Origin of the sequence: Aneurinibacillus aneurinilyticus ATCC 12856, assembly GCF_000466385.1 — a bacterium.
GTDB lineage: Bacteria > Bacillota > Bacilli > Aneurinibacillales > Aneurinibacillaceae > Aneurinibacillus > Aneurinibacillus aneurinilyticus.
Genome location: NZ_KE952738.1, coordinates 1 through 25717 on the forward strand (window position 1 = coordinate 1; position 25717 = coordinate 25717).

Below are 25717 nucleotides of genomic sequence, written 5' to 3' on the forward strand. Positions count from 1 at the left end.
CATTGTTCTTCTGTATCCAGTTTTCAAGGTGCAACATATATCTTTTATTGTTTGTCGCTTAATTTAGTGGCGACATATACAAATATATCACTTTCTAAAAAGATAAGCAAGGATTTTTCTAAAGAGAATTTGAAGAAAATCTGAAGAACTTTTCCTTGTTTCCTTGACCTTCCTGCTCCCAGCCACGCTACATTGGTTGAAATATGCAATGCAACTTATACAGGAAGTCATTACATATACAACGACAGCATATAAGAAGAGGCTCCGACAATAGTCGGAGCCTGGGATGATGCTTCACTTACTGCTTGTTCTGCTGTTGCTGTTGTGCAGCCTTCGCTTTAGACTGTTGGTTAGCCTGGCGAACAGCCTGAACATTTGTCTCGCTGCCAAACTCAGTGTCAGCTCCCATCTGGGAAGCCGAAGCCTGGTTTTGCTGACGTACTTTGTTAATGTCAGTGCCTGCTTTAGAACGTTTAGCCATGAATCTCACCCCCAGTCATTAAGGTGCTCTTCATACGGATTTTTACGCAATCCTCATTCTTCCATCCGCCCGCTGACTAAACGTTCTTTTTGCTGCTTGGAATAACGCTTAATGGCATACTCCCGTTTTAAAGCGGCACTTTTGTCTGCTGCTTCCTCTATATATACAACTTCTACAGGAGTACGTCCACGTGTGTAACGTGCCCCTTTTCCTGCATTGTGTTTTCTCACCCGTTCCTCTAGATTCGGCGTGCATCCGGTATATAAAGAGTTGTCAGCACAGCGCAATATGTAAACAAAATACATAATTCTGATAAATCCTTTCTGAATTTATGTATCCTAACTTATATTATAATCGTATAAAATGGAAAAAAAGGAAAGGAGAGATGCACAATGCTTCATCCGGCAACAGTTGAACGAGTGCTGCTGGCCGCTCTGTCTTACGGCGGGGATTTTGCCGAAGTGTTTGTTGAGAACAAAATCGAGCAAAACATCTCTATGGTCAAAGGCGAAGTGGAAAAAGCACGCTCCGGACAAGATTTCGGCATCGGTATACGCATTTTTCATGGAAGCGATTACCTCTACACGTATACCAGCAACGAAGACGAAGAACACCTCATTAAAACCGCCCGCCTTCTCTCCCAGGCAGCTCAAAAAAGCGAGCATAGGAATAAAACGATTACGTTTCAGAAACGTTCCTTCGTGCCACGCCATCTCGCGCAAATCGATCCACGTGTCGTCTCTATCCATCAGAAACGGGATGTACTGGCCGAGTTGAACCACCATGCTATGGCATACCATACGGCCATCTCACAAGTACGGACCCGCTACTTTGATGAAACACAGAAAGTGCTTATCGCCAATTCGGAAGGCGTATGGGCGGAAGATATACGCGTGCGCACCCGTACCTTCATAGAAGCTATCGCAACCGAAGGCAATCAAAAGCAACGAGGATATGTCGCTCCTGGCGCACAGAAAGGGTTTGAATTCTACAATGAACTCGATTTGCGTGCATTAGCCGAATCGGCGGCAGACACAGCAGTCCGTATGCTGGAGGCAAAGCCGTGTCCGGGTGGCAAAATGCCGGTTGTTATTGATAATGGATTCGGCGGCGTCATCTTCCACGAAGCCTGCGGACATGGAATGGAGGCCACAGCGGTGGCTAAAGGCAAAGGACCTTATGCTGGAAAATTAGGGCAAACAGTCGTCAGTGCCAAAATCTCCGCAGTGGATGACGGTACAATTAACAATGAATGGGGCTCACTTAATATTGATGACGAGGGCACGCCAGCCAAACGCAACGTACTGATTAAAAAAGGCATACTTAAAGGATATCTTGTCGATAAGCTGAATGGACGGCGCATGGGAATGGAATCTACCGGTTCGTCACGGCGCCAGTCATACCGGTTCGCTCCTACATCTCGCATGACTAATACGTATATTCTAGGTGGTGCCGATAAGCTTGAGGACATGATTGCCACTACCGAGTACGGATTGTACGCTAAAACGATGGGTGGCGGCAGCGTAAATACGACGACCGGTGATTTTAACTTCGCCGTACTGGAAGGGTACATGATCGAGAATGGTAAGCTTACTTACCCGGTTAAAGGGGCTACCCTAATCGGAAATGGACGGCAAACAATGTACGATGTTGACATGGTGGGCAATAACTTCTTACCAGGGCAAGGAATGTGCGGTTCAATCAGCGGATCAATTCCGGTTAACGTCGGTCAGCCTGCGCTGCGCGTATCACAATTGACGGTTGGGGGGAGCGGCCAATGATTCAACAATTATTCGAACTTGCCGAAAAAAAGCGAATTGCTGAACTGGAGGTACTGACCAACCAATCCTCGAACTTCAGCGTCCAGGCATATGAAGGAAAAATCGAATCATACAAAAAAACCAATACGGCCGGGCTCGGCGTTCGTGGCACATATCAGGCCGGTACCGGCTATGCCTATACGGAACGACTCCGTCCCCCTGAATTCGAAACCCTGCTGGATATGGTAAAGGATAACGCCTCCTTAATGAAAGAGAAAGAACCGATGTTTCAGAAGAAAGAGGTAGGAAACTGGCATGACAGTCAGCCTGACCTTACGGAAAAGGAAAAAATTACGCTTGCCCTCGAGCTTGAATCACAGGCACGGCTCGCTGAAGAAGTGTCCGACGTAAGCTACGCGATGATAAGTTCGGGGGAAAGCACACGCCAAATCGCCAATACACACGGATTAAATAAAATATACCGTTCCAATTACAGTATGGCGTACTTGTCCGTTATCGTAAAACGCGGTGAAGAAGTGGAGACGGATAGCGCATATTATATAGGAGATTTAAGTAAGCTAGACCGCGTCAAACTAATTGATGAAGCTGTAGGCAAAGCCCGTCGCAAGCTGGGCGGCAAACCAATGCCTGTAGGGCGGTACCAGGCCGTGCTGGACCGCCGGGTCGTCTGCTCGTTGCTCGGCGTCTATAGCGGGATATTCTCGGCGCGGAATGTTCTGCAAGGAACCTCTCGCCTCGAAGGACAGCTCGGCGAGAAACTATTTGGGTCGCTCGACTTACTGGACGATCCGCTTTCCGGGCATGAACGCATTCTATTCGACGATGAGGGCATGGATACATCTACACGCTATCTGGTGCGAGACGGTGTTGTAGAGAGCTATCTTCATAGCCTTCAGACCGCAGCAGAGATGAGGCAGGCCCCCACCGGTCATGGCATTCGCAGCTACAAGGGAACAGTGCAAATCGCACCCCATCGTCTGCAAATACCGAATGGCACAACCGGGCTAAATAACCTGTTTACCGAAATAACGAACGGAATTTATATCACAGATGTACAAGGGCTTCATTCCGGTACAAATACAGTCTCCGGTGATTTCTCGCTTGCAGCCCAGGGCTTTCGTATCGAGAACGGGCAAATTACCTCACCGGTAAAAGAAATCACTATTGCACATAACTTCTTTGATATGTTCACACAACCGATTAAGAAAGCGGACGATTTTGATTTCTCAATGCCTGGCGGACATAGCCAATACGGGGCACCTTCCATCCTGTTCGAGACGATAGCGGTATCAAGCTGACACCGCAACAGTACAAACCCTCCTGACTTTAGTATCAGGAGGGTTTGTTTGCCTGCTCTCCGGTTGAATCATCCTGCGTTGCCGGTGGATGTTCAACTGGTGCGGGATCTGTCTGGGTATTTTTTAGCTTCCATCCCAGTTCTGTCTTCTCTACGGTAATCGTTTTAAGAAAGTCCTGGCTAGTAACATTGCTAGAGCGTGTAATGAGTACCTCTACAATCGCTTGCTTATCGTCTTTTTGCTTTAACATAATCTGCTTTACTTTATCGGTTGGAAAAACAATCGGTTCTTTCGCTGCCCATGTGTCCTGAAGACGGCGCGTCTCTATGTCAATGTATTCCTGTGTGGCATGCGGTGCTAAAGCACGCTGGAATTGAGTCAATGCTGCCTTCCTAAACTTATCTCCATTCGCTCCATTTATTAGCGGTATGCTCGCTTCATATGTGCCACGAAGTGCTGCACGGGATTCCTGTTCCATTAAATAAGCCAGTTGGGGCAGCGTTTGCTCGTCCACCTCTGCACTTTTCAAGCGCTCAATCTGCTGCTCAAGTTTCGCCTTCTCTTCGTTCACCTGTTTGGTTTGCTGGCGACTGTCACTCAATTGTTTTTTTACATTATCGAGTTCGATTTTCAACGCCTGGTTTTCACGTTCAATTACTTTTGTATTACATCCGGTTAATACACTTAACGACGCAAATAAAACAATTGCGCCTAATTTCACTTTTCTTTTCATCTACGTCAAACTCCTTATTCCCGAACGATGCCAGTACGCCACCTGCTCATTACCGTACCTTCGGCTCCTTGGGGTTGAATCTGCTCTGCTTTATGTAAAAACGTATAGTCGGGCTGCATATAAAGAATACTCCCAGCTTTTGCCCGCATATCTGTAACATTCTCTATTGTAACAGGAATAAAGAAAATTTGGGAATAAAAAAAGAGAATCGATCGATTCTCTTTTTCTTCCATCTTACTTCTGAGAGAAATACTTCTTATAGATTTCATCGTACGTGCCGTTTTCCTTAATCTTTTTCAATGCATCATTCACCTGTTTTACCATCTCATCGTTACCCTTCTGCATCAAGATGCCGTATGATTCCTTCGGGATGGTTGGATCATCCAATGTGACAAAGCCCGGTTTCGATACTTTGGCCATCTGCTCCATCATCGGTACGTTATCACCGATGACTACATCAACCCGCTTGTTATACAGCTCATCCATAGCAGACGGCAGATCTTCGAACTGGAATATGTCTTTGCTTCCTTTGCCCAGGATCTTTTCCGCCAGAAGCGCACCGGTTGTGGACAGCTGTACAGCTACCTTCTTGCCTTTAATATCCTGTATCGTCTTTATTTGAGAACCTTTAGGTACCATAATTAACTGCTTTGCATCAAAATACGGATCAGAGAATGCATATGATTGCTGGCGCTTCTTGTCGATCGTAATCGCTGCGATAGCCACCTGAGCTTTCCCGTTCTTCACCTGCTCCAGCGCACCATCGAATCCCGTATCCTGTACTTCGACCTGCCAGCCGAGCTCTTTTCCGATTGCATTAATAATATCGATATCAAAGCCCTCGGGTTTTCCCTGCGCACTCATATATTCAAATGGACGAAACTGCGCATGTGTTACTGCTAGAATTTTTTTATCGGCTTTCGTATCGCTTTTCCCATCGGTTTTTGTTGTAGTTTCCGCTTTGTTGCCGCAAGCGGCAGCCATAAGCCCCATCACAACAATAAGAAATAGTATCCCTGCCTTTTTCCACGTTGTCATCTTATGCTTCCCCTTTTAGTATAATTATTAATTTATGTTGATAATTATACACATCACTTCAAAGGAAGACAATAAAATATTTTGTCAATCATTTTTATTTTTTCTGACTTTCCTGTGATAGTACATTTCTTTCGCCATTCTGAACAAGAGCAATCTCCTTAATATTTTTTTTATCAAGCAGTATATCTAGCTGTGATGGGCCAAGATTGTAAAAAATATATTTTCCATTATACAATTCGTACGGCTGCCGGATCGGGCTACGGTGCCCAATAACCATATCTACCCCTGCATCAAGCAAATCATGTGCTAGATCTTTCTGGTACTGTTCGGGAGCTGTCTGATCTTCTTTGCCCCAATACATAGTCAAAATCAATACATCAACCTGCTGCTTAGCCCGCTGGATATCATCGAAGATATGCTTACCATATGCATCGGCTACTCCAACTTGCTCGCCTTCCGCTTTCCACTCAACTGCTGGTACAACACGAGTGTAGGACATCACTCCGTATTTCATTCCATTTTTTTCGAAAATTTGTGGCTGAAATACGTGCTCAGCTGAACCGTAACCAACCACTTTTACATGGTGCTGGTTAAGTAGCTCGATTTCTTTGGCAATGCCTGTCCGGCTTTGTCCTTTTAAAATATCAACATTAGCTATGTCAAGACCCGTCGGCGCTTTTCCGGCTGCTTCCTTAACCCACTCAGGCACTCCTTGTCCGACTTGAAACTGCGACACGGGAAACAGCTGGAAGTCAGCCGGTGTAAACGAATTTACTCCGCCGGTATGGTACGGACGATCCCCGTATACAGCTAAGCGAAAGTCAGCCTGCCTTGGTTCCTCCTTTTTTTGTTCCGGGGCGACTACCTGCTTTGGAATCGGTGGTTTGTTGGCATGCGCTCCTGTAAGAAGTTCGCTGACTTTTTGCTCCCCTCCCGTGGGCTGCTGCTTCATCATCTCTTCAACAGGTACAGGGCCGTCCGCCGTTCGTGCGGTGCTCTCACTCTGAAATGCTGCGTACCCTTTGTAGCCGCCATAGCTAAGTGCTGCCAGCAAAGCTCCCCAGATAACTGCACGCACTGCTTTCTGCGCTCGGCCCACCGGACGTGCCAAATCGTTATAGGCGAGAATTGCATTGGCATCCATCTGATAAAAAGTAAGCAATGTTTCTACTTCTTCTACTGTAATCGGGCTGATTCCCTGTTCGATACGCTTCATCCGTTGTTGGGAAATTCCCGTTTTTTCTTCGATTTCTTTGAGGGTGACCTTGCTGTCTAGCCGGTACTCCCGCAACTTTTTAGTTAACCCGTAGAATTCCAGGTTCATCGTGTTCTCCCCCATCTCTGGCCTCTTCTCTCCTATTTTTACACAATCGGCCAACCTCTGCCAGACAAAAGCATAAAAAATAGCCCGGAGCCATTCCGGGCGTAGCATTCATCGTTAGGATCGTGCTTTGGCAGCGCGCAGACGGGCGCACACTCTTTTTAATCGATCATAATGCTTTAGCACGCGCTGTCTCGCTGCTTCAGCTTCCGGCATGCTTGGACGCATATGCTGGATATGCCAGTAGTCTACAAGCACATCGAACACTTGATCAAAATATTCAACCGGGCCATACGACGCTTCGCGAGCAATTACATTCATACGTTCATCATAATCTGGTATGACAGCACCCGGCATCGTAAATTTAATCATCACATCGGCGATATGGTATATATAATTCTCATCCACTTCCAGATGCGCTTTCACCGCATCCCGATAAAAAGCGTAATGCAGAACTTCATCTTTGGAAAGACGGCGCAAAAGAGTTGCCAAATCCGGATCTTTCTCCCTTGCAACTCGAGCTACATTGTTATAGAACACCATCGTCGCCAATTCCTGCAGCGTAGTATATGCCAGCGTTTCCAACGGTGTAGTAAAATTACCCACCCAGCCATGCTCTACTGTTTCTTTGCGCAGTTCATGCAAACGATGCGGATCAACGTTACGCGTAAGCAATAAATAAGTTTCAAGCAAACTTGAATGCTGATCTTCTTCAGCAGTCCATGTATGAATAAAATCATGCATTACAGAGAACGATCCTCTAAATGTGTCATTTAAATAACTGGTGAACCATGGTAAGTTTACTTCTGTCAATAGCGCCGTTTCTACAGCAATGCGAAGACTGTCCGGCAAATTGCCCTGATCAGGCTCATATGGAACACGACGAAAATCTTGCCCTTTATCCCAAGGCAAAAATTCGTGGTAACTCCAGTCAATTTTACGGGAACGCTCTAAATGAATTTCGTACAGTTCTTTAAACTTCTTCTCCAAACGATGATCTAAATGGCATGATAACAAAGTGAATCCTCTTTTCCCCTCACGGTTGTTCTTTTACATTGTTCCACTATGCTAGCAAAACTAGCATTATGGGTATTATACCATGCCTTAAAAAGATGTCAGCCTTTTTGGACATTTTTTTGTTTTTTGTATTATTTCACTAATTGTGAGAAGCCAATTCAGTCTGGAGCTTACACAAGAATACGACCACACTCGTCGCACGTAACGAGTGTTTTTCCTTTATACCATTCTTCCATTTTCACTACGGATAGTGGGAGAAAACATCCCATACAAGACCTGCGTTTCACTTCCACAACCGGGTTCTGTATATTTTCGCCGATTTTGTAGTATAATTCCAGCTTTTCCCTACTAAGGGCCGCCTCTCTTTCAACAGCTTTCTCATCCCATTCCTGCTTGCTTTCACGCAAAGCGAATTCTTTCTCGAACCTTTCTTCCATAAAACGCTCTGTATCTTTATCAACAAGCCATAGTTCCTGCTGCGCGAGCTTGAGTGCAATCTGATTATCGATATCGTTCTCCGCCGGTATCCCGATTCGCTTGATTTTCGCTTCTGCTTCTTTCCGCCTTGCAGCAAGCTCCTCTTCACGCGCTCGCCATTCATCCAGCCCTCTTTGCGCTGCCGCTCCCCTCACTTTGGCCTGATGCCATTCTAATAAGTTTCTTGCTTCCGTCATCTTCATCTCTCTCCTGCTCACCTGTCTTTTCTGCTATAAAGTAAAACTTCCATCAGCGGTGGGCTCTTTCCCATTAATGATTAGTTGCACGTATCGGGATAAAATTATAAGAAAGTAAACGGATCGGTATTCACCTTGGATACAACAATTTTCGTATCCAGCTTATCCTGTTCAATCCGTTTATCAAGTACATTCTTGACACCCTGCTTCATGATTTTTTCAACATTATGGCCTGGGTCGATGATCGACAGACCGCCCGCCATTGCATCATGAGCAGTATGATAGTAAATATCTCCCGTTACCAGTACATCGGCGCCCCGGAACATCGCCTTAGAAACAAAACTATTTCCATCTCCGCCGAGCACAGCCACTTTTTGTACAACCGTATCAAGATTGCCGACTGCCCGTACACCAGTAACATCAAAGGCTACTTTTACATGCTCAGCGAATTCTCGCAACGTAACAGACTCTTTCAACTTGCCGATACGTCCGATACCCAAAGCGGCACCGGCCTGTTCTACCGGATAAATGTCGTACGCCACCTCCTCATACGGATGAGCCTTTATCATTGCTTTAACCACTCGCGCCTGAATATCCTCCGGCATGATGGTTTCTATTCGCATCTCTTCTACTTCCTCTATTTTTCCCTGTTCGCCAATATACGGATCAGCTCCTTCGCCCGGCATGAACGTTCCGGTTCCCCGAACTCCAAACGTACAATGGCTGTACTGGCCAATCGAGCCGGCACCTGCCTGTGACATGGCATCGCGTACTGCATCCGCATGTGAAAGTGGAACGTAGACGACGATCTTCTTCAACTTTTGCTCATGCCATTTCTCCAGTATATCAACATCGGCAAGCCCCAGTGCTTCAGCCATTAAATCATTAATTCCACCTTCAGCAACATCAAGGTTTGTATGGGCTACATACACAGCGATGTCATGCTTAATCAGCTTTTCGTACAAGCGACCAGCCGGCAGATCGGTCCGTAAATTTTTCAATGGACGAAAAATAACAGCATGATGCGCAATAATTAAGTCCACGCCCTCTGCAATGGCCTCATCTACGACTTCTTCGAGCACATCAAGCGCAACCATTACTTTTTTAACTTCTTTCTGTAAGGTACCAACCTGTAGCCCAATTTTATCTCCTTCCATCGCTAAATGCTTAGGAGCGAACTCTTCAAAATACTGAATTATTCTTTGTCCGTTTGCATACATGCTAGCATCTCCTCCATCCAGGCCAATTTTTTGTTTACTTCCTGTTTTTTTCCTTCCGCTTCCGGATTTTTCGCTCGTTGAAGCTGAGTTTGTACAGAACGAAGCTTACCCAGCTCCTGCTCCCATTTCTTGCGCAGTACGGGGGAGCTTTCCTGCCACAAATACGGACCAACCTCTAGCAAATCTTCCAATTCACGTTCATGATTTTCATACGGGAAAGCCGGGTTTCCGGGGATCGCCTCCAAAATCTCGTAGATAATTCCATCTTCCTCAAGAATTTTTTCCCGGTTCAATTGCCAGCCATGTTCAAGCAACCAACGCCGAACAAGCGGTGCTGCGACATTAGGTGCAAGCAAAAGCTGCGTCACACCTGCAAGCTTCTCCATGCCTTTATCAAGAATGGAAACGATAAGGCTACCTCCCATTCCGGCTATGCACACAGTATCCACTTCACCCGGATGAATAACATCCAATCCGTCACCCAGGCGAACATCAATACGCTCGCCAAGTCCGGCTGAACGTATCTGACGCACAGCAGATTGCCATGGACCGCGGTTGACCTCGCCTGCGATGCAGGCAGATGCAATGTTTTTTTGAATAAGGTATGTAGGAAGGTAAGCATGATCAGAACCAATATCCGCTACGCGGTGCCCCTGTTCCACCATGTCTCCAATTGTTCGTAATCGCTGTGAAAGTTCAATCATCTGTTCAATTCGCTCCTTATCTACTCCATCCCTACTAGATTACCATTTCCACGGAAAGTTTAACAACATAACGGCAATTCTATATACGTCTGACTTGATGAATCGGTATCCTCTTGCTAGCAAGCAAAAGTCATCAACTTTTTTTCATCAAAATAGAGACTACCTCATACGTGGCAGTCTCCCTATTCCTCGGTAGCTATTTTATCCCAAGACCAAGTTCTTTGATTGCATTTTCCCGTAGGCGGAATTTCTGAATTTTGCCTGATGCAGTCATTGGATACTCATCGACGATTTGTATATACTGCGGAATCTTATAACGAGCGATTTTGCCATCGCAGAATTCTTTAATTTCCTCAACCGTCAATTCCTCTTCTTCTTTGACTTTGATGCAGGCGAGAATTTGTTCCCCGTACATTTCGTCCGGAACACCTACCACCTGAACATCCAGCACTTTCGGATGCTGGTAGAGAAACTCCTCGATTTCACGCGGATATACATTCTCTCCACCGCGAATAATCATATCTTTTAGACGACCGGTAATCTTATAATACCCGTCTGCGTCAACAGTTGCTAAATCGCCGGTATGCAGCCATCCTTCATTGTCGATAGCCTTTGCTGTCTGTTCCGGCATGTTATAATATCCCTTCATTACATGAATGCCCCGCGTGCATAGTTCTCCCTGCTCGCCCTGCGGCATTACCTCACCCGTAGCCGGATCGATAATCTTCGCCTCTACATGCGGCAATATACGTCCAACCGTCGACACACGCTGCTCAATTGTATCATTAGGCCGCGTCTGTGTAATAACTGGCGCCGACTCTGTCTGACCGTATGCGATCGTAATCTCGCTGGCGCCCATAACATCCACAACTTTTTTCATGACTTCCTTCGGACATGGAGAACCTGCCATAATACCGGTACGCAGCGAGCTTACATCGAATGTACTAAATTCAGGATGGTTCAATTCAGCGATAAACATCGTCGGCACGCCATACAGTGCCGTGCATTTCTCATCTTGTACAGCTTGCAGCACCTTTAACGGTTCGAATGAAATAATCGGCACCATTGTTGCACCGGTTGCCACGCTCGCCAGCGTCCCCATAACGCAGCCAAAGCAATGGAAGAACGGAACTGGAATGCAGATGCGGTCCTGTTCTGTTATGTTCTGGCAAGCGGCTACATTTATCGCATTATTGACAATATTTTTATGAGAAAGCATAACTCCTTTCGGAAACCCGGTCGTACCTGAAGTATACTGCATATTAATGACATCATCCGCATCCAGACTATTCTGTACATGCGTCAGCTCTTCATCTGATACTTCTGCTGCACGCTCCAGAATATCCTTCCATGTGAACATACCGGGCTTATGCTCATCACCAATAAGAATTACATTTTTCAAGCGCGGAAGCCGCTTGGCTTCAAGTTTTCCGGGTTCGCATTCTTTCAATTCCGGACAAATCTCGTACAGCATATCGGTATAGCTTGTGCTACGGAATGAATCAATTAAAAGAAGGGTCGTTGAATCCGATTGTCGAAGCAGATATTCAAGCTCATGAACCCGATAGCTTGTATTTACCGTAACAAGCACGGCTCCCATCTTTGCGGATGCAAACTGGGTTGTTACCCATTCCGGCACATTCGTAGCCCATATAGCGATATGCTCGCCAGGTTTAATGCCGAGGGATATCAATCCTTTTGCTACCCGGTTGCAAGCGGATTGAAATTCAGAAAACGTATAGCGCAATCCCACTTCTGGATAAATAACTGCTTCCTTCTCCGGAAATTTGGCTGTTGTCTGATCCAATAATTCCCCTATTGTTATCGTTGCCGGCGCACTCACTCTAATTCCTCCCTCAGATCAAATTATTTGGAAAAGTAAAAAAATAAACAAGGGAGCAAAAGGAACACCCTCTCGCTCCCTTATTCAGAATTTTACATCATTTTTCATTTGCAGCCAATCTCACGGGAAATAACAATGCGCAGAACTTCAGATGTTCCTTCTCCAATCTCAAGAAGCTTGGCGTCACGGAAGAAACGCTCCACCTGATACTCTCTCATATAACCATTGCCTCCATGAATTTGTACCGCCTGATCGCAAACACGCATGCACATCTCCGAAGCGAACAATTTGGCCATGGCCGCTTCTTTCGAGAATTTACGTCCTTGATCCTTCAGCCATGCTGCCTTGTGCACCATATTGCGTGCTAATTCAATATTCATTGCCATATCAGCCAGCTTAAACTGGATGGCCTGGAATTTGGATAGCGTCTGACCGAACTGTGTTCGTTCATTCGCGTAAGCAAGCGCCTTTTCATAAGCACCTTGTGCAATACCTACAGCCATAGCACCAATCCCAATACGGCCGCCATCTAAGGTGGCCAGAAATTGTTTGAATCCATTTCCTTCCAAACCAAGTATATTCTCATGCGGTATATGAACGTCTTCCATAAAAAGCTGTGTCGTATTGGATGCGTGTAGTCCCATTTTTTCATAATCGGACACAACGGAAAATCCCTTCGCATCTGTCGGCACAATAAAAGCAGTAATGCCGCTCGTACCTTTGCTCTTATCAGTCACTGCCGTCAGAGCAAGTGCTTTTGCATAGCTTGCGTTTGTTATATAGCACTTCGAACCATTAATGACCCACTCATTTCCTTTTTTAACGGCAGTAGTACGCGTACCACCTGCATCCGAACCCGCATTCGGCTCAGTCAGTCCGAACGCACCGAAATATTCTCCACGTGCCAGCGGAGTCAAATATGTCTGCTTCTGTTCATGTGTACCAAACATATTAATCGGTGCGCCTCCAAGCGAGATGTGGGCAGAGTACGTAATTCCCGTCGATGCACATACCCGGCTCAATTCTTCTGTCACGATCGCAAAGCTAATCGTGTCCGCTCCACCTCCGCCGTACTCCTCCGGAAATGGAAGCCCCATTAAATCCAGCTTCGCCATCTTCTTAAATACTTCTAAAGGAAATTCGCCGGTTTTGTCGCGTTCGTCTGCACCTGGAGCTACCTCACCCTCCGCAAAATCACGAATGAGGTTCTTAATCATCTGTTGCTCTTCGGTGAATGTAAAATTCATGCTCTTCCACCCTTTCCTAATTATGATTGAGCGCTAGCTCAGAATTTTTGGTCAAAATAAAGCGGTTACATTTCTTCCTTATTAAATTTTTCTGAAATTATATACTAATTATTTTATTCTACATTTTACTAAGATTTCCTTCCAGCATGAAAAGAAAAACTCGAAAGCATTGCTGTGTGTTCTTTTCCACATAGAAAAAACCGGGTTCATATGAACCCGGCTTAACGTAAAGGCTGCTGGAGGCTGAACCAGCCCCACCAGAAGTTCTTAAGCGAGAGTAAAAAAAACGAAGCGCTGAAGGTTTTTAAGTAAAGAAGATACAACAACACATCGTTGCCTGCTTCAGGGACGAAAAAGCTCTCCAACTCTGCGCCGAACAGTGCAACAATCCCACTAAAGAACAAGATGGCCGATGTTTTTTCCTGCCGGCGTTTCCATAATAAACCCAGTACGATTAGTATCATGGCGATTGGGATCCAAAACGCTTCCATCTGCCACCATGTAAACTGATTATACAATTTGTAGTAGGCAAACCAGCCATATACTCCCTGTAATCCGAGCAGCGCGCAAAAAGAAAGATATCTTTTATCAGCAAGAATGCCTGTCAAATACCAGATAATGCAGGCAGCGCCAAGATAAAGTATTGTGGCGGAGTGCGGATACTTGGATAATCCTAATGCGTATATCCCTGCAAGTGCCAACAACATTGAAGCGAGACCAAGGAATAAATGACTCGATAAACTGCTTTTTTCCTTCATAAATCCCATAATGTAAAATAAAAGGGTCAAAAATCCAATCAACGTCATTTGCATTGTCAAAGTAAAATCGGTAAAATGAAAAGCAAGATACAGCAATACAACCATAAGCAAGGCAAAGCCAAACCATCTTATCTCGAATCTTGGGATGGTGAATGCCGGAAGCGCTTCAATTCCGGTGCTTGCCTCATCCCGCGCATCTCTGCCGGCGGCCTCACCTTCCGTATACAGGTTCAACAGAAAATCGCAGTATTGGCTTGGAAGAAGATTGCTGCGACGCCAATGTTCAATCTCGGCTGTAATGATTTTCTTTCTTTGCTCTTTCATCGACATTACCTCCCGTGTGAATCCATGCGGAAAAAAAGAAAAAGCCTACGCGATACATGCGACGCAGGCTGTCTATAATCAATGATGCGGTACTTATTCTAAGAAATCTTTCAATCGCTTGCTGCGGCTTGGATGGCGAAGCTTACGTAATGCTTTTGCTTCAATTTGACGAATACGCTCCCTTGTAACACCGAAGACTTTGCCTACTTCTTCAAGTGTACGGGTTCTTCCATCGTCGAGTCCGAAACGTAATCGAAGCACGTTCTCTTCCCTTTCGGTTAATGTATCAAGTACGTCTTCAAGCTGCTCTTTCAGCAGCTCATATGCCGCTGCATCAGATGGTGCAAGCGCGTCCTGATCTTCGATGAAGTCACCCAGATGCGAATCGTCTTCTTCGCCTATTGGCGTCTCTAAGGATACCGGCTCCTGCGCGATTTTCATAATTTCTCGCACCTTTTCCGGCGTAAGATCCATCTTCTCAGCGATTTCTTCCGGAGACGGTTCACGGCCTAGCTCCTGCAGCAATTGGCGGGAAACACGAATCAGCTTGTTAATCGTTTCCACCATATGAACTGGAATACGAATGGTACGTGCTTGGTCAGCAATCGCACGGGTAATAGCCTGACGAATCCACCATGTTGCATATGTGCTGAATTTAAACCCTTTACGATAATCAAACTTCTCAACGGCCTTAATTAGACCCATGTTTCCTTCCTGAATCAGATCAAGGAATAACATGCCACGACCAACGTAGCGTTTGGCGATGCTAACTACTAGACGAAGGTTCGCTTCGGCAAGACGGCGTTTCGCCTCTTCATCTCCCTGTTCAATCCGCTCTGCGAGCTGAATTTCTTCCTCAGCAGACAAAAGGGGGACGCGGCCGATTTCTTTGAGGTACATCCGGACAGGATCGTTAATTTTGACACCCGGCGGAACGGATAAGTCGTCGAAAGTATAATCTTCCGAGTCATCTCCTTCCTGCGGCTGCGGCATCATTTCATCATCATGGTCCTCGTCCTCTGATTCATTCATAACCTCAATGCTTTGATCGTTCAGATATTCAAAGAATTCATCAATCTGGTCCGAGTCTTGATCAAAGGTAGAGAGGCGTTCCATGATTTCTTTGTACGTAAGCACTCCTCGTTTTTTTCCTTGATCCACCAGTTGGTCCTTGACTTGATCAAGGGTTAATTCCATATCAGGCTTGCTTTCTGTTTTTTTAGTCATGGTGTTCCCTCCTTCCGGCACTCTTCAACTTCACTTATTTTACCGATCTTTTTAAGGGGATAAGCTCCAGGCTGATGCGAACTGCTTCCGCTGTATTTCCGGCTCGCTCATACATCCGCTGCTCTCTCTCCAACTGCTCGATCTGCATTCGCTTCACATTTTTCACCACTTGCTCGATATAATCGCTTACAGCACGTGGGGCGTGGAGATGAGCCTGTACGTCCATCATCGCCAATTCGGATGCTTTCTCTACTAAACGCTTTTCATCCTGCAGAAAGGAAATGAACCGTGCTGGGTCTGACGTGTATCCTTCCGAATAATATCGGTAGATATGTGCAGCCAGAGCGGCGTGATCTTCTACCGCAAAATCGGCCCCTACCTTCATCTGAACCTGTTCTGCAATCTCAGCACTATGCATCATGAGCGATAGCAAATACTGCTCGGATTTGATATATGCGGGCAGCATCGGTTTTTCGGCGACAGATCTGCTACTATCTATACTATTATTCCATCCGTCTTTGAGATTATCCCTGTTTTCTGCCTTTTTTTGCTGTTTAAAAATCTTCTTTTGTTCCTGTTTCATCGCATCGAGCGACAGATGGAACTCCTCGGAGATTTGACGAAGGTAATGATCCCGCTCTACAGCACTTGGCAGGCGAGAAATTTCTTCAAGCGCCTCATGAACAAACTTCATCCTCTCCGTTTCATCAGTTAGCGTATGCCGCGAGCGAATGACCTGCAGTCGATAAGCGGTCAAGGAAGCGGCATTCAGCAGAATTTCCTGTTTAAATCGCTCTCCTCCGTATTGCTGGATATAATCATCCGGGTCCATTCCCTGCGGCATCTGCGCAACCTTCACTGTACATCCCGCTGCAACCAGCAAATCTGCTCCCTTAAATGCAGCTTCAATGCCTGCCTGATCCGAATCGTAGCACAGAATGACAGTTTCTGTGTTGCGGCGAATAATACGTGCTTGCTGCTCGGTAAGCGACGTACCGAGGGAAGCAATTCCGTTATGGACACCTGCCTGCCACGCAGAAATGACGTCTACATATCCTTCAAACAATACAGCTTCCTGTTGTTTACGAATCTGCGTTCGTGCCCGATGCAGGTTAAAGAGCAAATGACTTTTGTTAAACAGCGGTGTCTCCGGACTGTTTAAATATTTGGGCTGGTCGTCCCCTAATGTACGAGCTCCAAACGCAACAACTTGTCCCTGAGAATTGTGAATCGGAAACATCACTCGACCGCGAAACCGATCAAACGGCCGGCTGCTTCTATCTTTTTGACTCAAGAGTCCCGCTTCTTCCATCAGGGATAATGAAAAACCTCTCTTTGCAAGACGCTGTGTGATAAAATCCCAGCTGTCCGGGCTATATCCCAAACCAAACTCTTCAATTGTAGCAAGTTGCATTTGTCTGTTCAAGAGATAATTACGCGCCTGGGCTCCATGGTCCGTATTCAACAAAAGATGATGATATAATTTAGCCACCAGGTCATGCGCAGCCAGCATGCTTTCCTTGCGCTTGCGTGCCTTCTCGTTCTCGGGGGTGCTTTCCTCTCTCGGTATATCAATGCCCACACGCTGGGCCAGATTATACACCGCTTCCGGGAACTCGAGACCTTCTACCTTCATTACGAAAGAAAAGACATTGCCTGACTCGCCGCATCCATAGCAACGAAAGAGCTGTTTGTCAGGATGTACAGCAAACGAAGGGCTCTTCTCGGAATGGAAAGGACAAAGCCCGAAATAATTGCGCCCCGTTTTTTTGAGATGAACATACTGTCCGATAACATCGACAATATCGTTCTGCGAGCGTACCCGCTCAATGACATCTTCCGGAATTCTTCCTGCCATGCTTCTCACCTGTACTTCCTGCTCTGCCTTTCCTGTTGCATAAAGGGCAACGGAATAATAATATTCGTCAAAACCCCTTAAATTCCTTCTAAATTACACAAAAGTTTTCGCAGTTTTTGTCGAAAATAATCGATTTCCTGGTTGGATAGCGGTCGCGGCCCTTTACGCTTGCCTCCTGCTTTAGCCGCTTGCTGTGAGATGTGACGATTCATGAGGAGAAAAGAGATGGTATCTCTAGTATATTCTTTTCCTCTCGTGCCCAACGCTAAACATTCCTTACCTAATGCTAGGCACGCCAACCCGTAATCGTCAGTAATGACGATGTCGCCCGCCCTTATATGGTTGGCGATATACATATCAGCGGATTGGGAGCTAGCATCGACAGTAATGGAGCGTGCCAGCGGATGGGACAATGATAAACGATGATTATAGGATGCTACATAATTCACCAAAACCTCACAGCGTTCAGCTTCCTCAAGAATACTGTTTTTGACGGGACATGCGTCAGCATCCACCCATATTTCGGGCTTATTTTTATTCATGCCTGTAGTATTCTACATGATGAACTGTTTTTCCTGCACATGATTTATAGTTTGTCAATTTCGAAAGTTGTCGAAAGGAAAATTTTGTTCGCTTCGCTTATTTCGAAATTCAAATCACCAAAAGTCACTGTACAAACGAAAAAAAGCCAAAACTTTACGGACAAGTTTTGACTCTCTATCTTCCTTATTTCTTTCGGTTGCGTTTAATCATCTGCATAATGATATTGGCTGTTTCCTCAACTGCTTTATTAGAAACATCAAGGACAGGACAACCAACTTTTCCAATGATTTCACGAGAGTAATCCAGTTCATGCTTAATACGTTCCATACTGGCATAATTAGCTTCCGCAGTTAAACCGAGAGATTTGAGTCGTTCGGCACGAATCATGTTAAGCTGATCTGCATTAATGGTAAGGCCGATGCACTTCTCCTTCGGCACAAGGAACAGCTCTTCCGGCGGAGCCACTTCTGGAACAAGGGGCACGTTGGCCACTTTAAAGCGCTTGTTAGCCAAGTACATTGATAGCGGGGTTTTCGATGTGCGGGATACTCCGATGAGAATAACATCGGCTCGCAGGATGCCCCGCGGATCGCGTCCATCATCATATTTGACTGCAAACTCAATCGCTTCCACTTTGCGGAAGTAGTCTTCATCAAGCTTGCGGACAAGGCCAGGTTTGTTGCTCGGTTCCTGATTCAAATATCCTTGAAGTGCATTAACTATCGGACTCATAATATCAATTGCCGTCACATTTTGCTCGGCAGCAGCCTGGCGAATGTGACTTTTCAGCGCGGGGATAACCAGCGTATAGGCAATAATCGCATTCGATTCGGCAGCGGCATGGATGATTTCGTTTAATGTTCCTTCATCTTCTATGTAAGGAAACTTGCGAACATGTAAAGAATGGCCTGCAAACTGACTAGCCGCAGCCTTTACCACAAACTCGGCCGTTTCACCGACGGAATCGGAAACCACATAAACTGTTGCTTCTTGTAGAAATGTCGGAAACATGCTTCCTCCTTCGCTATACGTTTATTTCATTGCCCAACTCCACAAATCCCCGGGTAATCGTCGTTTTTGTGACGCGTCCCACCACTTCATAGGCGGTCTTCCCCGTCTCCTGCGCCAGCCGTACAACCGGAAGCGAATCGATCTGATAGTCAATTAATTTCTTCGCCGCATCCAATAAGCTATCTTCAGGCATACAGGTAATAATATTCGGCATGCGCGTCATAATGATGCTGACCGGCATATCCTCAAGATTCTGTTTGCCCAGTGCGGCGCGCAATAAATCTTTGCGCGAGACGACGCCAGCAAGATGCCCTTTTCCATTAACGACAAACAGCGTCCCTACATCTTCGAGAAATAGGGTACAGATAGCATCGTATACGGAACTGGACTCTTTGATAATAATCGGTGGGGCTTTATAGTCTTTTACAATTTTACGACTGACTTCTTCTTTTATCAACTGGTTGCTGTCTTTACCCGTATAGAAGTAGCCAACTCTTGGCCGTGCGTCCAGAAATCCGGCCATCGTCAAAATCGCCAAATCAGGTCGTAGCGTCGCGCGTGTGAGCGACAGCCGTTCGGCGATCTGCTCCCCTGTAATCGGCCCCTCCCCCTTAACAATCTCTACAATATGTTCCTGGCGCTTTGTAAGTTCTATGACTGCTCACCTCCTGCTTCGGAGTTTTATCGTGACATACTAAATCATGTTTTTTTACATATATAGTATATACTATATAAACCTGCGCATATCCTGCAAGTAATTTTTCTTTACAGGGAGAAAGTAGATGTCGCTTCTTACCCATTAAAAAAGGACCCGCCTTTTCTGCCCTATAAAAAGCAGAAGCTATGCGAAGTCCTTTTCCGTAAAAGCAGGTGAAATAAGAAGACAGGAAAAGCTAGGCAAATACGATTTTGCTAAAGTCAGCCAATCCGAAAATGAACACCGCAATAGACACAAGCAGCGCCAGACGATTAGCCTTCACTTTTTCGTCTTCAACCATAACCATTACGTTATCAAAGAACGCATCAATATCGCTCTTAAGCTCGGCCATGCGAGCCAGTGCCTTGCCGAATTCCTTCGCTTCGAGCAGCGCCTCACCTTCCTGCTTTACAGCAGTGAATGCTGTCCATAGATTACGTTCGGCTTCTGTCTCGAACAGTTCAATATCGACTTTACTGCTTGTCGCTTTTTGCGCCAGGTTGTTCACACGATTAAACGATTCCACCACACTTTTGAATTCCTCTTTCTCTGTCGCATCCATAAGCGTTTGGGCGCGGGCGATTACATCAGTTACATGGGTGGCATCTGCCGTCAGTACAGCATCAATAATGTCATAACGAACATGCTGCTCTTGCAGCAGATTTTTCAGGCGCAGGGCGAAGAACTCACATAAGTCCTGTAAAATCTCGCCTTTGTCACGTTTAAGAAGCGACTTACTTTCCAGAATAGAGAGCGTTCCCTCGAATAACTCATCCAATGAAATAGGCAATTGTTTATCTAGCATAATTTGTACGATACCGGTTGCCTGGCGACGTAGAGCGTATGGATCCTGGGAACCGGTTGGAATAATGCCAATGGCAAAACAGCCAACAATCGTATCCAGCTTATCCGCGATGCTCAATACCGCGCCTTCATTCGTCTCAGGAAGCCTATCTCCGGCAAAGCGTGGCAAATAATGCTCAAATATCACATGCGCTACCGTCTCATCTTCACCTGCTAGACGGGCATAACGCTCACCCATAATACCCTGAAGTTCCGGGAATTCGTATACCATTTGGCTTACCAGATCAAATTTATTAATAGTAGCTGCACGCTGTAATTTTTCCTTCTCTGCAGCAGACAGCTTGGCCGCATCTCCAATAATGGCTGCCGCTTCCTGAACACGGCGGATTTTATCACCGATTGTACCCAATTCTTCATGGAATACAACATTCTCCAGGCGAGCTAATGCATCTTCAATCTTCATCTTCTGATCTTCTTGGTAGAAGAAACGGGCATCAGAAAGACGGGCACGAAGAACCTTCTCATTACCACGTGCTACTGTCGCAAGATCGCGGTCATCTCCGTTACGCACGGTAATAAAGTGTGGCAAAAGCTCCCCTTTATCATTCTGCACCGGGAAATAGCGCTGATGTTCACGCATCGAGGTAACAAGAACCTCCTGTGGGATTTCCAGATATTCTTCTTCAAAGCTTCCGAACAATACAGTTGGATACTCAACCAGATGAATAACCTCATCCAACAATCCTTCATCAATCGGAACAGTCCAGCCCTTTTCCGTTTCTAGTTTCTTAATCTGGGCCAGAATACGACTTTTTCTCTCTTCCGGGTCCACCAACACGTATTGAGCAGCCAGGGTACTTACATAGTCCTCCGGTTTCTCAACCCTCGTCGGCTGACCAAGAAAGCGATGGCCCTGTGTTTCTTTGCCTGATTCTACGTCAGTAATCTGTATTCTGATTACATCTTCACCGAACAATGCTACAATCCAGCGTATCGGACGAACAAAACGAAGCTCATACGCTCCCCAACGCATGTTTTTCGGGAAGGAAAGACCTGCCACAATATCTTTGAGCTGCGGCAGCAAATCCATTGTCGACTGGCCTGCCTGATGTTTGCGGGCAAATACATACTCTATGCCGCCGACTTCCTGTAAGTACAAATCATCTGGGGCAAGTCCCTTGCCACGTGCGAAACCGAGCGCAGCTTTCGTCCAATCCCCCTTTTCATCTACTGCGATTTTTTTAGCCGGACCACGCAGCTCTTCATTAATATCGTCTTGCTGCTCGTTTACATCTTTAATCATTACCGCAAAACGGCGGGGCGTTCCAAAGCTTTGTACTTCACCATAGGAGATACGGTTTGTACTCAGCCATTTCTCTACCTTCTCTTTTAATTGTTCACATGCGCCCGCAACGAAGCGAGCCGGCATTTCTTCTGTTCCAATCTCCAAGAGTAGCGTTCTGCTCATGGCTTAGACCTCCCTTTTCAACATCGGGAATCCGAGTTCTTCCCGAACTTGATAATATGTGTGCGCCACTTCACGGGCCAGATTCCGTACGCGAGCAATATAACCGGTACGCTCAGTTACGCTAATCGCACCACGCGCATCAAGCAGGTTGAAGACATGGGAACACTTCAGCACATAGTCATAGGCAGGGAGCACAAGCTTCTGCTCCATACAGCGTTTTGCTTCCGCTTCGTACGTAGAGAACAAATCAAATAACATCTTGGCGTCCGATACTTCAAACGTATATTTGGAATGCTCATACTCGGCCTGTTTGAATACGTCTCCGTATGTAAAGCCGTTAACCCATTCTAGATCGAATACATTTTCCTTATCCTGAATATAGGAGGCAAGACGTTCGAGACCATATGTAATCTCTACTGCGACAGGATTACAATCAATGCTACCAACCTGTTGGAAATAGGTGAACTGCGTAATCTCCATACCATCAAGCCATACTTCCCATCCGAGTCCCCATGCACCTAATGTAGGAGACTCCCAATTGTCTTCCACGAAGCGGATATCATGCTGCAACGGGTCAATACCAAGCTCGCGCAAGCTATCCAGATACAATTCCTGAATATTATCCGGTGATGGCTTCATAATGACCTGAAACTGATGATGCTGATATAAACGATTTGGATTTTCTCCATAGCGTCCGTCCGCTGGGCGGCGGGAAGGCTCTACATATGCTACGTTCCATGGTTCGGGGCCAATAGAGCGCAGAAAAGTCATTGGATTCATTGTACCAGCGCCTTTTTCTACATCATACGGCTGTACAATGAGGCAATTCTGTTTGGCCCAAAAATTTTGCAGCGACAAAATAATGTCCTGGAAATTCATAAATCGTACCTCTTTTCTTCTATAAAAGTGTAGAGAGGAAAACGAAAGGCACAAGGAATGCCCGTTTTCCAAATGAAGTTTTACTTTAATTGAAGATGGTGCAGGAAATGACAAAAATCAAAAACTCCCGTCCCTATGTCGTACGAGGATTACTCATACAACATAGGGACGGGAGTTCAATTCCCGCGGTTCCACCCTATTTGAACGATTTACCTTGCGTGTACCCACAACAAATGCATAAACCGATCCACTCTTGTATACAAATACGCTCGGGAGCGCCGTTCACCAGCATGTGCCATCGGGCTTACACCATCCCCGACTCGCTTATGTCCACTCCTGACTGGTTACTCTTCTCCTTCATTGCGCCTTATTTACGCTATTGGATTTTGTACATAAATATAAACGATGATTTCCACACTTGTCAACTCTTGTTCTGTGTCTATTCCAATACGGACCCTAGCCCCATTTGCTCAAGCTGGTCCAGAAAACGCCGAGATTTCAGATACAATCCTGTACAATCCTCAAGAAATGCATATAAAACGCGGCGAAGCTGTTCCTTGGTTTCTGCCTTCACACTTACATTACCGAGCTGGGGCATGTTAATATGCTGTAGCAAACGAAGAATTCTGACCGTTCCCGGACTTACCGCCAACAAAGACGGATCATCCCGCTGGCACGACTGGCAGACGAAGCCCCCTTCATGAATGCTGACGAAAAACGGCGCTTTCTCCACACCACAGCCTCTACATACATCGAACTGTGGGCGACACCCGGCTACATACAACATCTTCATCTCAAATAGGCGGGCAATAATCTCAGGGTCTTTGCCTTCCTCCATCCACTTCAATGCATATAATAGCATCTCAAACAAATATTGATTCGGTTCCTTGTCTTCAGTCAAACGATCAAGCAGTTCAGCTAAATATACAGCATACGCCGTTTTCGTCAAATCTTCCCGAACAGTACGGAATGAATTAATGAGATCCCCCTGCTGAAGCGAACCCATACCTGAACCAGCCCTGTAAAGAAAATAGCCGTACGTAAATAATTGCGATACGGCTGTAAAACGGCTTTTCGATTTTTTTGCGCCCCGGGCCATAATACTAACTTTTCCTGCCTCTCGCGTATAAACGGTTAAAATCTTATTCGCCTCACCATAATCGGTGGTACGGACTACGATCCCCTCCGCTTTTCCAATCATCCGTGTATTCTCCTCTATTGGCGCTTCTCATAGTTATTTCACATTCGAAGGTTCTTCTGCAACAGTGCTCTCAAAATCCAGGCCATCTTCCGGGAATAACGCGTCTTCATGCTCCGTATACAACAAATAGGCATCGATACTACCTGTCTGGGCAAAATAATGCCAGAAAAATTCCTTTATCATTCGTATCCACCCTTTCGGAAAAGATAAAGCATGAGTGACGAAACCTTATTATTATCATGGCCCGGCGCAAAATACGCTATCCATTGGAAGTTTTACCAGTTCCATGGCTACTCTTCATCATAAAAGCCGAAATTCTTGAACATATTCTCCTGATTGCGCCAATCTTTCTTTACTTTAATCCACAAGTTAAGATATACCTTGGTTCCTAGCAGCCTCTCAATGTCTTCTCTGGCACGCATACCGATTTCTTTCATCATCGAACCTTGCTTGCCGACAAGAATTCCCTTCTGCGTAGGTCGTTCTGTATAAATTGTAGCATAAATATCAATAAGATGCTCGTTATCTTCCCTCGGTTTCATCTGTTCAATAACAACAGCGATGGAATGAGGCACTTCTTCGCGGGTAAGATGCAGAATCTTCTCCCGAATTAGCTCCGCTACGACGAATCGCTCCGGATGATCTGTAATTTGATCCTCAGGATAATATTGAGGCCCTTCCGGCAGCTTTGCAAGCAATTGCTCCATTAAGCGATTGACGTTATTCCCCTGGAGCGCAGAAACCGGTACAATTTCTTCAAACGCATACAGTTCTTTGTACTGATCAATGAATGGCAGAAGCTCCTCTGGATGCACTTTATCAATTTTATTAATAACGAGATATACTGGCGTTTTCACTTCTTTCAGCTTCTCGATAATGTATTCGTCACCGGGTCCCAGCTTCTCCGATGCGTCTACCAGGAACAAAACAACATCTACTTCACGCAGCGCATTCTCCACCATGCGGTTCATGTAATTACCAAGCTTTGATTTTGGTTTATGAACACCGGGTGTGTCCAAAAAAATAATCTGGCCTTCTTCGGATGTGTAGACGGCACGAATTTTATTCCGCGTCGTCTGTGGTTTGTCTGACATAATTGCAACTTTTTGTCCGACAATATAATTCATTAGCGTCGACTTCCCTACATTTGGGCGGCCAACGATAGCTACGAATCCTGATTTATACCCTTTGTTATCCATTCAAGTCCTCCTGATTGAATGCACCGGGCAGAAGTTCTGCCACAGTCATAATCTTGGTGTCTCCGGTCAGGTTACTCATCACAACCTCCATCTGCGGTGGACACAGTTCAGAGATTACCTGACGACATGCGCCACAAGGTGAGCACGGTCCCGGAGTATCAGCTACAATAGCCAGGCGCTTGTATTCAAGATCGCCCTGGGCATATGCAGCGAATAATGCTGTTCTCTCCGCACAGTTGCATAAGGAATATGCGGCGTTTTCCACATTGCATCCATGATACACCTTTCCTTCTTTCGTTAGAAGAGCTGCGCCCACTTTAAACTGGGAATAAGGTGTATACGCTTTTTGGCGTGCTTTCATCGCTTCCTTAAGCAGCGCTTGATTGTCCAT

The 25717-nt window shown here is 45.8% G+C and carries 25 protein-coding genes; 2 read left to right on the forward strand and 23 right to left on the reverse strand.

The window, feature by feature from the left end; translation table 11 throughout:
- Positions 1-298: 298 nt before the first annotated feature.
- Together HMPREF0083_RS07015 and HMPREF0083_RS07020 are read right to left on the reverse strand one after the other, a co-directional pair.
- Entirely contained in the window at positions 299-481 is a 183-nt protein-coding gene (locus HMPREF0083_RS07015; protein WP_021620482.1) for a gamma-type small acid-soluble spore protein, read from the reverse strand.
- A 53-nt stretch (positions 482-534) separates the two neighbouring features.
- Positions 535-786, reverse strand: coding sequence for a GIY-YIG nuclease family protein (locus tag HMPREF0083_RS07020; protein ID WP_021620483.1), 252 nt, complete (start codon positions 784-786; stop codon positions 535-537).
- An 87-nt stretch (positions 787-873) separates the two neighbouring features.
- Between HMPREF0083_RS07020 and HMPREF0083_RS07025 the strand changes: the two genes are divergently transcribed.
- Both HMPREF0083_RS07025 and HMPREF0083_RS07030 read left to right on the forward strand, forming a co-directional pair.
- Entirely contained in the window at positions 874-2262 is a 1389-nt protein-coding gene (locus HMPREF0083_RS07025; RefSeq protein WP_021620484.1) for a TldD/PmbA family protein, read from the forward strand.
- Positions 2259-3560: a TldD/PmbA family protein gene (locus HMPREF0083_RS07030; protein WP_021620485.1), complete on the forward strand. Its 1302-nt coding sequence runs from the start codon at positions 2259-2261 to the stop codon at positions 3558-3560. Before HMPREF0083_RS07025 ends, HMPREF0083_RS07030 begins: the two co-directional genes overlap by 4 nt.
- A gap of 34 nt (positions 3561-3594) precedes the next feature.
- Here HMPREF0083_RS07030 and HMPREF0083_RS07035 read toward each other — a convergent pair whose 3' ends face one another.
- The 21 genes from HMPREF0083_RS07035 to HMPREF0083_RS07135 form a co-directional block, all read right to left on the reverse strand.
- Entirely contained in the window at positions 3595-4293 is a 699-nt protein-coding gene (locus HMPREF0083_RS07035; RefSeq protein WP_021620486.1) for a hypothetical protein, read from the reverse strand.
- A 234-nt stretch (positions 4294-4527) separates the two neighbouring features.
- Entirely contained in the window at positions 4528-5331 is an 804-nt protein-coding gene (locus HMPREF0083_RS07045; protein ID WP_021620488.1) for a basic amino acid ABC transporter substrate-binding protein, read from the reverse strand.
- A gap of 94 nt (positions 5332-5425) precedes the next feature.
- Complete coding sequence (locus HMPREF0083_RS07050) at positions 5426-6655, reverse strand: CapA family protein (RefSeq protein ID WP_167331547.1); 1230 nt, start codon at positions 6653-6655, stop codon at positions 5426-5428.
- A gap of 114 nt (positions 6656-6769) precedes the next feature.
- Positions 6770-7669: an acyl-ACP desaturase gene (locus HMPREF0083_RS07055; protein WP_040301838.1), complete on the reverse strand. Its 900-nt coding sequence runs from the start codon at positions 7667-7669 to the stop codon at positions 6770-6772.
- 170 nt (positions 7670-7839) lie between these two features.
- Complete coding sequence (locus HMPREF0083_RS07060; RefSeq protein WP_040301840.1) at positions 7840-8343, reverse strand: C4-type zinc ribbon domain-containing protein; 504 nt, start codon at positions 8341-8343, stop codon at positions 7840-7842.
- 104 nt (positions 8344-8447) lie between these two features.
- Positions 8448-9563, reverse strand: coding sequence for a Nif3-like dinuclear metal center hexameric protein (locus HMPREF0083_RS07065; RefSeq protein WP_021620492.1), 1116 nt, complete (start codon positions 9561-9563; stop codon positions 8448-8450).
- The gene (locus HMPREF0083_RS07070) at positions 9539-10267 is read right to left on the reverse strand and encodes a tRNA (adenine(22)-N(1))-methyltransferase (protein ID WP_021620493.1); all 729 of its coding nucleotides are present in this window, start codon (positions 10265-10267) and stop codon (positions 9539-9541) included. The genes HMPREF0083_RS07065 and HMPREF0083_RS07070 overlap by 25 nt, the downstream gene beginning before the upstream one ends.
- Positions 10268-10463: 196 nt before the next feature.
- Positions 10464-12110: an AMP-binding protein gene (locus HMPREF0083_RS07075; protein ID WP_021620494.1), complete on the reverse strand. Its 1647-nt coding sequence runs from the start codon at positions 12108-12110 to the stop codon at positions 10464-10466.
- A gap of 104 nt (positions 12111-12214) precedes the next feature.
- Positions 12215-13357, reverse strand: a complete 1143-nt coding sequence (locus HMPREF0083_RS07080) for an acyl-CoA dehydrogenase (RefSeq protein WP_021620495.1) — start codon at positions 13355-13357, stop codon at positions 12215-12217.
- Between the two features lie 221 nt (positions 13358-13578).
- Entirely contained in the window at positions 13579-14439 is an 861-nt protein-coding gene (locus tag HMPREF0083_RS26250; protein ID WP_021620496.1) for a hypothetical protein, read from the reverse strand.
- Positions 14440-14532: 93 nt separating this feature from the next.
- A complete protein-coding gene (rpoD, locus tag HMPREF0083_RS07090) occupies positions 14533-15666 on the reverse strand; it encodes an RNA polymerase sigma factor RpoD (RefSeq protein WP_021620497.1) in 1134 nt (377 codons plus the stop codon).
- 34 nt (positions 15667-15700) lie between these two features.
- Complete coding sequence (dnaG, locus tag HMPREF0083_RS07095) at positions 15701-17524, reverse strand: DNA primase (RefSeq protein ID WP_021620498.1); 1824 nt, start codon at positions 17522-17524, stop codon at positions 15701-15703.
- A 77-nt stretch (positions 17525-17601) separates the two neighbouring features.
- On the reverse strand, positions 17602-18066 hold the full coding sequence (locus tag HMPREF0083_RS07100; RefSeq protein ID WP_021620499.1) for a YaiI/YqxD family protein: 465 nt from the start codon (positions 18064-18066) through the stop codon (positions 17602-17604).
- A gap of 184 nt (positions 18067-18250) precedes the next feature.
- Complete coding sequence (locus tag HMPREF0083_RS07105) at positions 18251-19078, reverse strand: pyruvate, water dikinase regulatory protein (RefSeq protein ID WP_021620500.1); 828 nt, start codon at positions 19076-19078, stop codon at positions 18251-18253.
- Positions 19079-19091: 13 nt separating this feature from the next.
- Complete coding sequence (gene ccpN / locus HMPREF0083_RS07110) at positions 19092-19733, reverse strand: transcriptional regulator CcpN (RefSeq protein WP_040301843.1); 642 nt, start codon at positions 19731-19733, stop codon at positions 19092-19094.
- Between the two features lie 238 nt (positions 19734-19971).
- Positions 19972-22047 (reverse strand): glycine--tRNA ligase subunit beta, encoded by a 2076-nt coding sequence (glyS, locus tag HMPREF0083_RS07115; protein WP_021620503.1) that lies wholly within the window; start codon positions 22045-22047, stop codon positions 19972-19974.
- A gap of 3 nt (positions 22048-22050) precedes the next feature.
- A complete protein-coding gene (gene glyQ, locus HMPREF0083_RS07120; protein ID WP_021620504.1) occupies positions 22051-22926 on the reverse strand; it encodes a glycine--tRNA ligase subunit alpha in 876 nt (291 codons plus the stop codon).
- A 439-nt stretch (positions 22927-23365) separates the two neighbouring features.
- Positions 23366-24127, reverse strand: coding sequence for a DNA repair protein RecO (gene recO / locus HMPREF0083_RS07125; RefSeq protein WP_021620505.1), 762 nt, complete (start codon positions 24125-24127; stop codon positions 23366-23368).
- A gap of 33 nt (positions 24128-24160) precedes the next feature.
- Positions 24161-24310 (reverse strand): YqzL family protein, encoded by a 150-nt coding sequence (locus HMPREF0083_RS27050; protein WP_021620506.1) that lies wholly within the window; start codon positions 24308-24310, stop codon positions 24161-24163.
- 107 nt (positions 24311-24417) lie between these two features.
- The gene (gene era, locus HMPREF0083_RS07130) at positions 24418-25326 is read right to left on the reverse strand and encodes a GTPase Era (protein ID WP_021620507.1); all 909 of its coding nucleotides are present in this window, start codon (positions 25324-25326) and stop codon (positions 24418-24420) included.
- Complete coding sequence (locus HMPREF0083_RS07135; RefSeq protein WP_021620508.1) at positions 25319-25717, reverse strand: cytidine deaminase; 399 nt, start codon at positions 25715-25717, stop codon at positions 25319-25321. Before HMPREF0083_RS07135 ends, era begins: the two co-directional genes overlap by 8 nt.

What these genes read in the sequence shown, in the direction of transcription:
- HMPREF0083_RS07015 (WP_021620482.1), bottom strand. Translation starts at nt 481, where the DNA reads ATGGCTAAACGTTCTAAAGCAGGCACTGACATTAACAAAGTACGTCAG.
- HMPREF0083_RS07020 (WP_021620483.1), bottom strand. Translation starts at nt 786, where the DNA reads ATGTATTTTGTTTACATATTGCGCTGTGCTGACAACTCTTTATATACC.
- HMPREF0083_RS07025 (WP_021620484.1), top strand. Translation starts at nt 874, where the DNA reads ATGCTTCATCCGGCAACAGTTGAACGAGTGCTGCTGGCCGCTCTGTCT.
- HMPREF0083_RS07030 (WP_021620485.1), top strand. Translation starts at nt 2,259, where the DNA reads ATGATTCAACAATTATTCGAACTTGCCGAAAAAAAGCGAATTGCTGAA.
- HMPREF0083_RS07035 (WP_021620486.1), bottom strand. Translation starts at nt 4,293, where the DNA reads ATGAAAAGAAAAGTGAAATTAGGCGCAATTGTTTTATTTGCGTCGTTA.
- HMPREF0083_RS07045 (WP_021620488.1), bottom strand. Translation starts at nt 5,331, where the DNA reads ATGACAACGTGGAAAAAGGCAGGGATACTATTTCTTATTGTTGTGATG.
- HMPREF0083_RS07050 (WP_167331547.1), bottom strand. Translation starts at nt 6,655, where the DNA reads ATGAACCTGGAATTCTACGGGTTAACTAAAAAGTTGCGGGAGTACCGG.
- HMPREF0083_RS07060 (WP_040301840.1), bottom strand. Translation starts at nt 8,343, where the DNA reads ATGACGGAAGCAAGAAACTTATTAGAATGGCATCAGGCCAAAGTGAGG.
- HMPREF0083_RS07065 (WP_021620492.1), bottom strand. Translation starts at nt 9,563, where the DNA reads ATGTATGCAAACGGACAAAGAATAATTCAGTATTTTGAAGAGTTCGCT.
- HMPREF0083_RS07070 (WP_021620493.1), bottom strand. Translation starts at nt 10,267, where the DNA reads ATGATTGAACTTTCACAGCGATTACGAACAATTGGAGACATGGTGGAA.
- HMPREF0083_RS07080 (WP_021620495.1), bottom strand. Translation starts at nt 13,357, where the DNA reads ATGAATTTTACATTCACCGAAGAGCAACAGATGATTAAGAACCTCATT.
- HMPREF0083_RS26250 (WP_021620496.1), bottom strand. Translation starts at nt 14,439, where the DNA reads ATGAAAGAGCAAAGAAAGAAAATCATTACAGCCGAGATTGAACATTGG.
- rpoD (WP_021620497.1), bottom strand. Translation starts at nt 15,666, where the DNA reads ATGACTAAAAAAACAGAAAGCAAGCCTGATATGGAATTAACCCTTGAT.
- dnaG (WP_021620498.1), bottom strand. Translation starts at nt 17,524, where the DNA reads ATGGCAGGAAGAATTCCGGAAGATGTCATTGAGCGGGTACGCTCGCAG.
- HMPREF0083_RS07100 (WP_021620499.1), bottom strand. Translation starts at nt 18,066, where the DNA reads ATGAATAAAAATAAGCCCGAAATATGGGTGGATGCTGACGCATGTCCC.
- HMPREF0083_RS07105 (WP_021620500.1), bottom strand. Translation starts at nt 19,078, where the DNA reads ATGTTTCCGACATTTCTACAAGAAGCAACAGTTTATGTGGTTTCCGAT.
- glyS (WP_021620503.1), bottom strand. Translation starts at nt 22,047, where the DNA reads ATGAGCAGAACGCTACTCTTGGAGATTGGAACAGAAGAAATGCCGGCT.
- glyQ (WP_021620504.1), bottom strand. Translation starts at nt 22,926, where the DNA reads ATGAATTTCCAGGACATTATTTTGTCGCTGCAAAATTTTTGGGCCAAA.
- recO (WP_021620505.1), bottom strand. Translation starts at nt 24,127, where the DNA reads ATGATTGGAAAAGCGGAGGGGATCGTAGTCCGTACCACCGATTATGGT.
- HMPREF0083_RS27050 (WP_021620506.1), bottom strand. Translation starts at nt 24,310, where the DNA reads ATGATAAAGGAATTTTTCTGGCATTATTTTGCCCAGACAGGTAGTATC.
- era (WP_021620507.1), bottom strand. Translation starts at nt 25,326, where the DNA reads ATGGATAACAAAGGGTATAAATCAGGATTCGTAGCTATCGTTGGCCGC.
- HMPREF0083_RS07135 (WP_021620508.1), bottom strand. Translation starts at nt 25,717, where the DNA reads ATGGACAATCAAGCGCTGCTTAAGGAAGCGATGAAAGCACGCCAAAAA.